We start from the raw sequence: 9,101 nt of genomic DNA, 5'->3' as shown, positions 1-9,101 counted from the left end.
GGCGCCGGTCGCGCCGATCTCCTACGCCACACCGCTCACCGGAGCCGACCCGGCAGGGCAGCCGACCCCGGAGCCGACCCCGCCCGCGCCGACACCCGCGCCGACGCCCGGGGCCGGCACGCCGCCGTCGTCGAGCACCCCGGCCGGCCCGGCCGACCCGGAGCTGGCCGCGGCCATCAGCGCGGCCCGCGAGCTGCGCCAGAGCACCGATCCCGTCGTCCAGGAAGCCGCCATCGCCCAGCTCGACTGCGCGGCGCAGGACCCGCTGCGCGGCTACGACGACCCCACCCTCCCGCTGGTCGCCTGCAACCAGGACGGCACCGAGAAGTACGTGCTCGGCCCGGTGTTCCTGGAGGGCACCCAGATCGACACCGCCCAGGCCCAGCAGAACACCCAGGGCGTGGGCTGGGTCATCAGCCTGACCTTCAAGAGCGAGGGCGCGGCGATCTGGGGCGAGTACACGACCCAGAACGTCGGCAAGAACGCCGCGTTCGTGCTCGACGGCGAGGTCGTCTCGGCCCCCACGATCAACGGTCCGATCTTCGGCACCACCGAGATCTCCGGCCGGTTCAACCAGGAGAGCGCCCAGCAGTTGGCCGGCGTGCTGCGCTACGGGTCGCTGCCGCTGTCGTTCGAGTCCTCGGAGGCGCAGACGGTCTCGGCGACCCTGGGCCTGGCCTCGCTCGAGGCCGGGCTGATCGCCGGTGGCGTCGGGCTGCTGCTGGTGTTCATCTACTGCCTGATCTACTACCGGGTCCTCGGCCTGCTGACGATCCTGTCGCTGATCCTGTCGGGACTGGTCGTCTACGCGGTCCTGGTGCTGCTCGGGCGCTGGATCGGGTTCACCCTCGACCTCGCCGGGGTGGCCGGGTTCATCGTCGCGATCGGCATCACGGCCGACTCGTTCGTCATCTTCTTCGAACGGCTCAAGGACGAGGTCCGCGAGGGCCGCACGTTCCGCTCGGCGGTGCCGCGCGGCTGGGTCCGGGCCCGGCGCACGATCCTGTCCGCCGACGCGGTCAGCTTCCTGGCCTCGGCCGTGCTCTACCTGCTGGCCGTCGGCCAGGTGAAGGGCTTCGCCTTCACCCTGGGCCTGTCCACCGTGCTCGACCTGATCGTGGTGTTCCTGGTGACCCACCCGCTGGTCGCGCTGGCCTCGAACTCGCGGGTCTTCGGCAGCCCGGCGATGTCCGGCCTGGGCTCCATGGCCAGGATCGGGGCCGAACGCAAGCGCGCCGCCGCCACCGCCGGCGCTTCGAAGGGAGCCTGAGATGGCGGCCGACAAGACGCGCGCAAGCGTGTTCAGCAGGCTCTACACCGGCACCGGCGCGTTCGACGTCGTCGGCAGGCGCCGCACCTGGTACGTCGTGTTCGCCGTGCTCGTGGCGATCTGCATCGGGTCGATCCTGCTGCGCGGGTTCAACCTGGGCATCGACTTCAGCGGCGGCACCCAGATCCAGTTCCCGAGCTCGGGCACCTCCGCCCCGGCCGACGTCGAGGCCGTGCGCGCGGTGTACGAGGGCGTCACCGGCAACGAGCAGACCGTGGTGCAGTCCGTGGGCACCGGCCCCTCGGCCTCGATCGTGATCCGCTCCGAGGCGCTGGACCCGGCCCAGCTCCTCGCGCTCAAGCAGGCGCTGTTCGACGCCTTCCACCCGCTCGGCCCGGACGGCACCGCGGACATCGCGGCGATCAGCGACAGCGCCGTCAGCGGCAGCTGGGGCCAGCAGATCACCACCCAGGCGGTCATCGCGCTGGTGGTGTTCCTGGTCCTGGTGACGATCTTCCTGGCGTTCTACTTCGAGCGGTCCATGGCGGTCGCGGCACTGGTCGCGCTGGTGCACGACGTCGTGGTCACCGCGGGCGTCTACTCGATCATCGGCTTCGAGGTCACCCCGGGCACCGTGATCGGCCTGCTGACCATCCTCGGGTTCTCCCTCTACGACACCGTCGTGGTGTTCGACAAGGTCAAGGAGAACACCGCGGGCCTGCTGCAGCTCACCCGCCGCACCTACGGCGAGGCCGCCAACCTGGCGCTCAACCAGACCCTGATGCGCTCGATCAACACCTCGCTGATCGCGGTGCTCCCGGTCGCCGGGCTGCTCATCGTCGGCGTCGGCGTCCTCGGCGTGGGCACGCTGGCCGACCTGGCGCTCGTGCAGATGGTCGGCATCATCGCCGGGGCGCTGTCGTCGCTGCTGCTGGCCACCCCGCTGCTGGTCGACCTGAAGATGCGCGACCGCCGCTACGTCGAGCAGGCCGCGAAGGTCGCGGCCCGCCGCAAGCGCGCGGCCGCCACGCGGGCCGAGGGCGAGCGGTCCGACGACGAGAGCGGCGCCCCCGGCGACGACCCCGGCGTCGAGATGCGCAAGGAGCGGGCGATGGCCGCGGCCTCCGGGGTGCCGGCCCGGCACGCCCGGTCGACCCCGCGCGGTGGCGGCCGATCGGGCTCCAGCGCGCGCCCGTCCGGCAAGGCCGCCCGGCCGAGCGGCAAGCGCGCCCGGTGACCGGCGCCCCCCGCCTCGCCGTCGAGTGGGACGCCGCGGACGTCGCCGACCGGGTCCTCGACCTGGTCGTCGACGTGCCGGACTACCCGCGCCCCGGTGTGCTGTTCCGCGACGTCACCCCGGTCCTGGCCGACGCCGAGGCGTTCACCGCGATCTCCACGGAGCTGGCCGCGCTGACCGGCGACGCCGACCTCGTGGCCGGTATCGAGGCCCGCGGCTTCCTGCTCGCGGCGGCGGTGGCGGTGGTCGCCGGGACCGGCGTGGTGCCGGTGCGCAAGGCCGGCAAGCTGCCCCGGGTCGCGGGCTCGCGCACCTACGACCTCGAGTACGGCACCGCAACCCTCGACCTCCCGCAGGGCGTGGTGCGGCCCGGGGCCCGGGTGTTCGTGGTCGACGACGTCCTGGCCACCGGGGGCACGGCGGCGGCGACCGTCGAGCTGCTGACCGACGCGGGCGCCGATGTCACCGGGGTCGGCGTGCTGATGGAGCTGGCCGCGCTGGGCGGGCGCGACCGCCTGGGCGCGATCCCGCTGCACACCCTGCTGCGGGCCTGAACGCGCCGAGCGGGTGTGCGGGGGCCACGCGGTCGGGAGGGCGGGACTATCCTGACGTGCGTGAGGCTCCCCGCGGATGACTGACGTGCAGCAGTCCACGGCCGCGCCCGTCGCCGCCGACGGCGCGGCGCGGCCGTCCGCGACCCGGCGGGTCCGGGCCCGCATCGCCCGGAAGATGACCCCGCAGCGGGTCGCCGTCGTCGCGCCGGTGCTCGAACCGCTGGCCAGCGTGCACCGGGGCATGCACCCCAAGGCCGATCTGGGGCTGCTGCAGCGCGCCTACGACGTGGCCGCGGCGAAGCACGAGGGCCAGAAGCGCAAGTCCGGCGACCCCTACATCACCCACCCGCTGGCCGTGGCCACCATCCTGGCCGAGCTGGGCATGGACACCACGACGCTGGTCGCCGCCCTCCTGCACGACACCGTCGAGGACACCGACTACTCGCTCGAACGCCTGCGCGCCGACTTCGGCGAGGAGGTCACCGTCCTCGTCGACGGCGTCACCAAGCTCGACAAGGTCGAGCTGGGCAGCGCGGCCGAGGCCGAGACGATCCGCAAGATGGTCGTGGCGATGGCCCGCGACCCGCGGGTCCTGGTGATCAAGCTGTCGGACCGGCTGCACAACATGCGCACGATGCGCTTCCTGTCGCCGGAGAAGCAGGCCAAGAAGGCCCGCGAGACCCTGGAGGTGCTCGCCCCGCTGGCCCACCGGCTGGGCATGGCCACGGTCAAGTGGGAGCTGGAGGACCTGTCCTTCGCGATCCTGCACCCCAAGAAGTACTCCGAGATCGTCCGCCTGGTCGCCACGCGCGCCCCCTCCCGCGACACGTACCTCAAGCAGGTCATCGACGAGGTCGACCAGCAGCTCGACTCCGCGCGCATCACCGCCACCGTCGAGGGCAGGCCGAAGCACTACTACTCGATCTACCGCAAGATGATCGTCAAGGGCCGCGACTTCGACGACATCCACGACCTGGTCGGCGTGCGGGTGCTCGTCGAGGAGGTGCGCGACTGCTACGCCGCCATGGGCATGGTGCACGCGCTGTGGCAGCCGATGCCCGGGCGGTTCAAGGACTACGTCGCCCAGCCCCGCTTCGGGGTCTACCAGTCGCTGCACACCACGGTCATCGGCCCGGACGGCAAGCCGCTCGAGGTGCAGATCCGCACCCACGACATGCACCGCACCGCCGAGTACGGCATCGCGGCGCACTGGCGCTACAAGGAGACCAGGGGCTCCCACAACGGCAGCTCCGTCGAGGTCGACGACATGTCGTGGATGCGCCAGCTGCTCGACTGGCAGCGCGAGGCCGCCGACCCCGGCGACTTCCTGGAGGCCCTGCGCTACGACCTGGCCAGCGAGGAGATCTTCGTCTTCACGCCGAAGGGCGACGTGATCACCCTGCCCACCGGCTCCACCCCGGTCGACCTGGCCTACGCGGTGCACACCGAGGTCGGCAACCGCTGCATCGGCTCGCGGGTCAACGGCCGGCTGGTCGCCCTGGAGCGCAAGCTCGAGTCCGGCGACGTCGTGGAGATCTTCACCTCCAAGGCGGAGGGCACCGGCCCCAGCCGCGACTGGCTGGCCTTCGTGGCCTCGCCCCGGGCCAAGACCAAGATCAAGCAGTGGTTCGCGAAGGAGCGCCGCGAGGAGGCGATCGAGGCCGGCAAGGAGGCCATCACCCGCGAGGCCCGGCGCACCTCGATGCCGCTGCAGCGGCTGGTCTCCGCCGATGCGATGGCCGCGCTGTCGCGCGAGCTGCACTTCCCCGACCTGTCCGGCCTGTACGCCGCGGTCGGCGAGAGCCACATCAGCGCGCGGCACGTCGTGCAGCGGCTGGTCGCGCTGCTGGGCGGTGTCGAGCAGGCCGAGGAGGAACTGGCCGAGCGGGCCACGCCCTCGACCGTGCGCCAGCGCCGCACCCAGGGCGACTCCGGGGTCGTCGTGCGCGGCGAGTCCACCGACCTGGCCGACCTGTACACGAAGCTGGCCCGCTGCTGCACGCCCGTCCCGGGCGACGACATCCTCGGCTTCGTCACCCGTGGCGGCGGCATCTCGGTGCACCGCACCGACTGCACCAACGCCGGCGACCTGCGGGCACGCTCCGAGCGCCTGGTCGACGTGGCCTGGTCGGTGTCGCCCGCGTCGGTGTTCCTGGTGGCGATCCAGGTCGAGGCGCTCGACCGGCACCGGCTGCTGTCGGACGTGACGAAGGTGCTCGCCGACGAGCGCGTCAACATCCTCTCCGCCTCGGTGACCACCTCGCGCGACCGGGTCGCGGTCTCGCGGTTCAGCTTCGAGATGGGCGACCCCAAGCACCTCGGGCACGTGCTGCGGGCGGTGCGCAACGTCGAGGGTGTGTACGACGTGTACCGGGTGACCAGCGCGAGCTGATCCTGTTGGGGCCTCCTTCGAGGGCCTCCGGCGGCGCCTCCGCGGCGGGCGACCTCTGATGGAGCAGGGGGCGTGGGAGGGTGCCGGGCTCCCCGTTCGGTCTCGGGCAGGGTGGGGCGTCTTCGCAGGGGCGGTGTGGTCTTCGCAGGTGCCGTAGACGCTGCGAAGACCATGGGGACTCTGCGAAGTGGCCCCTCGGGTGTGCGCGGGCGCCCTTCGGCCGAGCCGATCATGCTGGCGGGCCCGTCTCGCAGACGTCGGTGGGTCGTCGGAGCGTGAGGTGGTCGTTGCAGCCCGCCGGCGCGCCGCGAGCACACCGCTGGGTACGCGAGGTGGCCGAACCGAGCGGCGGGCCCGACCCGCGCACGAGCGCAGCGGGGGCACGCGAGGACCGCGTCGGAAGCGCTGCGGAGCGTGACCGCCCTGGTTAGGCTCCACCCATGCGCGCGGTCTCCCAGGATCCGCCGACCCGCATCCGGATGACGTCCGTCCGGCTCGCCGAGCCCGTCTTCCTCCGCCGCCCGTGGTTCCGCCCCGACCTGGAACGGGAGGACGGGACCCCGCTCGCCAGGAACGCGGCGGGCGAGCGCGTGGCACCGGGCCCGGACGGCGCCCCGGTCCGCGTCTCGGCGGCACCCAGCCCGCTGCGGGCGGGTTGGGTGCTGCACGTCGACGGTCGTCCGGTGCCGTCGTCCGCGCCGAGCCGGTCGACCGGGCTAGGGGTGCTCTCCGCGACGTTCGCGTCGTTGCTCGTGGGGGAGCGCCCTCTCCGCCCTGCTCTGCTTCCTCGTCTGCTGCGCGGCGATCACCGTGCGGTCGTGCGAGGGCGATCCGGCGACGCGGAGGCGCCAGGCCCGGGTGGTCGCGGTGGTGGGCGGGATAGGGGCTGTCGCGGTGGTGGCGCTGTGCGTGCTCGTGCAGCGGCTGCTGGGAGTGCCGCCCACGATCTTCCTCGGAGCGCTGAGCGCGCTGTAGGCGATCCGGTGCCGCGCCGCGCGCGAGGTGTTGCTGAGCCGCTCGCACAGGGCCGCCGGAGGCCCTTCAGCACCACCTCGGGGACGAGGACCTGGGCGCGGGAAGGTCGTCACGCGGGCCGGGGCGTGGTCACCAGTGATCCAGCCGCGTTCAGCAGCGCCGCGCCCAGCGCGACCAGCAGCACCGCGGTGACGAGCGGCTGCTCGCCGCCCTGCTGGATGGTCCGGCCGATGTCGGCGTAGGCCGAGCGCAGCTGGTCGGCGGTCTCGGCGAGGTAGGGCCGGCCGCCGGTGGCGGTGGCCAGCGCGGCCAGGGCGTCGACGTCGACCGGGACGGGCGTGCCGGTGCTGGTCACGCCCTGCTGGGTGCCGTAGGCGATGGTGGAGACGGGCGTGCCGGCGGCGACGGCCGCGGCGGCGGCTTCGTCCAGGGTGGGGCCCTCGGTGCTGTCGCCGTCGGAGAGGAGCACGATCCGCGCCGGGGGGCGCTCGGCCGAGGGGTCGATCAGCGTGCCGCGGACCGCGTCGACCGAGGTGAGCACGGCCTCCCCGATCGCGGTCCCGGACCGCAGCCGCGGCTCGGCGAGTTCGGCCAGCACCGCGGCGCGGTCGCGGGAGGGACGCACGGTGATGTCGGCGGTGCCGGCGAACAGCACCAGCCCGACCTGGAACTCCGCCGGCATCGCCGAGACGAAGCCGCGCGCGGCCTCCGCCGCCGCGACGAGCCGTGAGGGGGCCACGTCGGTGGCCTCCATCGAGTTGGAGACGTCCAGGGCGACCACGATCGTGCCCTGCCGGCTGGTGAGGCCGGGCAGGACGCCGACCGGCTGCGCCAGCGCGAGGACGACCGCGACGACGGCGAGCAGGAACGCCGTGGCCCGCAGGTGCCTCGGCCAGGTCCGCGCGCGGGTGCGGCGTGGGGTCGGGTTCGGACCCACGACCGGGAGCCGCACGGTGCGGTCGTCGGCGTGCCGCCGGCGGCGCTGCCCGAGCAGGTGCCCCACGACCAGGACGGGGACGACGAGCAGCAGCCACAGCCACGCCGGCTCCAGGAACCTCAGCACGGCGCACCGCGCGGGGGTCTGTGCGCATCGCCCGGACGGGCCTGCGGCGGGCAGCCGATCACGCCGGGCACGCTACGCCCGGGCGCGACCGAGCGGCGGGGTTGGCGGTGGCGAGAAACTGCCAGGTCAGTGGCGGTTTCGCGGCAGGTCAGCCGGTCCAGAGCTCGCAGTGGTGGGCGCCGGCGAACTCCGGGCCGGTGCGGTCCGGCGGCGAGCCCGGGGCCAGGGTGGTGATCCGCCCCTCGCCCGTCCAGCGCGGCCACCTCGGACCGTCGGGCGGGCTCGGGTCGCCCGCGGTGGCGAACCGCGCCCACGCGGCCACCATCCGATCGGCGAGCTCCCGCTGGGCCGGGGTCAGGACCGGCTGGCCCGGGACGAGGTCGAGCAGGTAGGCCACCTCGGCCCCGTGGGTGGCCGCCCCGGCGAGGTCGGGCGGCAGCGCGGTGAACGTGGCGGGCGCGGTCGGGTCGGTGAACTCGTAGGCGAACAGCGGCGCGCGCCGGCCCAGCGCCCGGTAGGTCTGCAGCGCCGGGCAGGCGTAGGCGCGGTCGGTGATCACGTCCGACCAGGTGCGGCCGGGGGAGCGGCCGTCGGTGGGGTACGCCTGGCGGGCGGCGGTGCGTCGGCCGGCGGCCTGGTCGAGGAGCTCGTCGAACCGGTCCTCGGTGATCGTCCCCTCGCCGCGCACGAAGAACAGATCGGTGAACAGGGTCCCCTCGGCCGCCGTCGTCCCGGCCAGCAGCGGGGTGGGGCGCAGCGCGCCTTCGGCGACCAGGTCCGACGGCCGGCGCGGCAGCGTGGGCGTGCCCACCGCCGGGCTCCAGTAGGTGTCGCCGGTGGTGAGCAGCCGCTCGACGGGCACCGCGCGCAGGCACTGGGCGGCGGACTCCGCGTCCGGGCAGCCGAGGCCCTCGGCGGCCTCGACCCCGGCGTCCTCGACGAGCGCCAGCGGCTTCCAGGTGTCGCCGCCGGGCCCGGTGCCGGGCCGGATGGCGTCGGTCAGGTTGGCCGAGCCGCAGCCCCCGCTCTGCATGACCGCCCGCCGGAACAGGCCCTCGGCGGCGGGGGAGGCGATCTGCGCGCAGACGCCGTCCGCGCCCGCCGACTCGCCGGCCAGCGTGACGTTGCCGGCGTCGCCGCCGAACGCCGCGGCGTTGCGCTGCACCCAGCGCAGCGCCCGCTGCTGGTCGAGCAGCCCGAACGAGCCGGAGTCGGCCAGGCCCGGCAGGCCGAGGAAGCCCAGCGCGCCCAGCCGGTAGTTGACCGCGACGACGACCAGCGGCCCGGCCAGCGCCAGCCGCCGCGGGTCGACGTCGCCGCCGGACCCGGCGCTGAACCCGCCCCCGTGCAGCCACACCAGCACCGGCAGCCGCGCGTCGCTCGGCGTGCCGGCGGGGACGGTGACGTCGAGGGTGAGGCAGTCCTCGGTGAGGCTCGCGGCGGTGGCGTGCGGCGCGTCGGCGACCGCGGGGCCCTGCGCGCACCGCGGCCCGGGGGCGGTGGCCTCGCGGACCCCGTCCCACGGTTCGGGCGGCTGCGGCGCCAGCCAGCGGCGCTCACCCACCGGCGGGGCGGCGAACGGGACGCCGCGGAAGCGCAGCACGTCGCCG

General features: G+C 74.3%; 6 protein-coding genes. 4 read left to right on the top strand and 2 right to left on the bottom strand.

Translation table 11 applies throughout. The features are described from left to right. The 4 genes from secD to KIK08_RS34575 form a co-directional block, all read left to right on the top strand. Nucleotides 1-1,270, top strand: a 1,270-nt coding sequence (secD, locus tag KIK08_RS34590; protein ID WP_214407536.1) for a protein translocase subunit SecD, incomplete at its 5' end; no start/stop codon positions are given. A gap of 1 nt (nt 1,271) precedes the next feature. Then, nucleotides 1,272-2,507, top strand: a complete 1,236-nt coding sequence (secF, locus tag KIK08_RS34585) for a protein translocase subunit SecF (protein ID WP_214407535.1) — start codon at nt 1,272-1,274, stop codon at nt 2,505-2,507. Continuing rightward, nucleotides 2,504-3,061 (top strand): adenine phosphoribosyltransferase, encoded by a 558-nt coding sequence (locus KIK08_RS34580; RefSeq protein ID WP_214407534.1) that lies wholly within the window; start codon nt 2,504-2,506, stop codon nt 3,059-3,061. The genes secF and KIK08_RS34580 overlap by 4 nt, the downstream gene beginning before the upstream one ends. Nucleotides 3,062-3,137: 76 nt before the next feature. Then, on the top strand, nt 3,138-5,453 hold the full coding sequence (locus tag KIK08_RS34575; protein ID WP_214407533.1) for a RelA/SpoT family protein: 2,316 nt from the start codon (nt 3,138-3,140) through the stop codon (nt 5,451-5,453). A 1,084-nt stretch (nt 5,454-6,537) separates the two neighbouring features. Here the strand turns inward: KIK08_RS34575 and KIK08_RS34570 are convergent. Both KIK08_RS34570 and KIK08_RS34565 read right to left on the bottom strand, forming a co-directional pair. After that, nucleotides 6,538-7,491 carry a VWA domain-containing protein gene (locus KIK08_RS34570; RefSeq protein WP_214407532.1) on the bottom strand — a complete coding sequence of 318 codons (954 nt, stop codon included), beginning with the start codon at nt 7,489-7,491 and terminating at the stop codon, nt 6,538-6,540. Nucleotides 7,492-7,639: 148 nt separating this feature from the next. Continuing rightward, on the bottom strand, nt 7,640-9,101 hold a 1,462-nt coding region (locus KIK08_RS34565; RefSeq protein ID WP_214407531.1), incomplete at its 5' end, for a carboxylesterase/lipase family protein.

The organism is Pseudonocardia lacus (assembly GCF_018531445.1).
Lineage (GTDB): Bacteria > Actinomycetota > Actinomycetes > Mycobacteriales > Pseudonocardiaceae > Pseudonocardia > Pseudonocardia lacus.
Note: the sequence above shows the minus strand (reverse complement) of the source record. Positions and strands in the feature narration are given on the sequence as shown.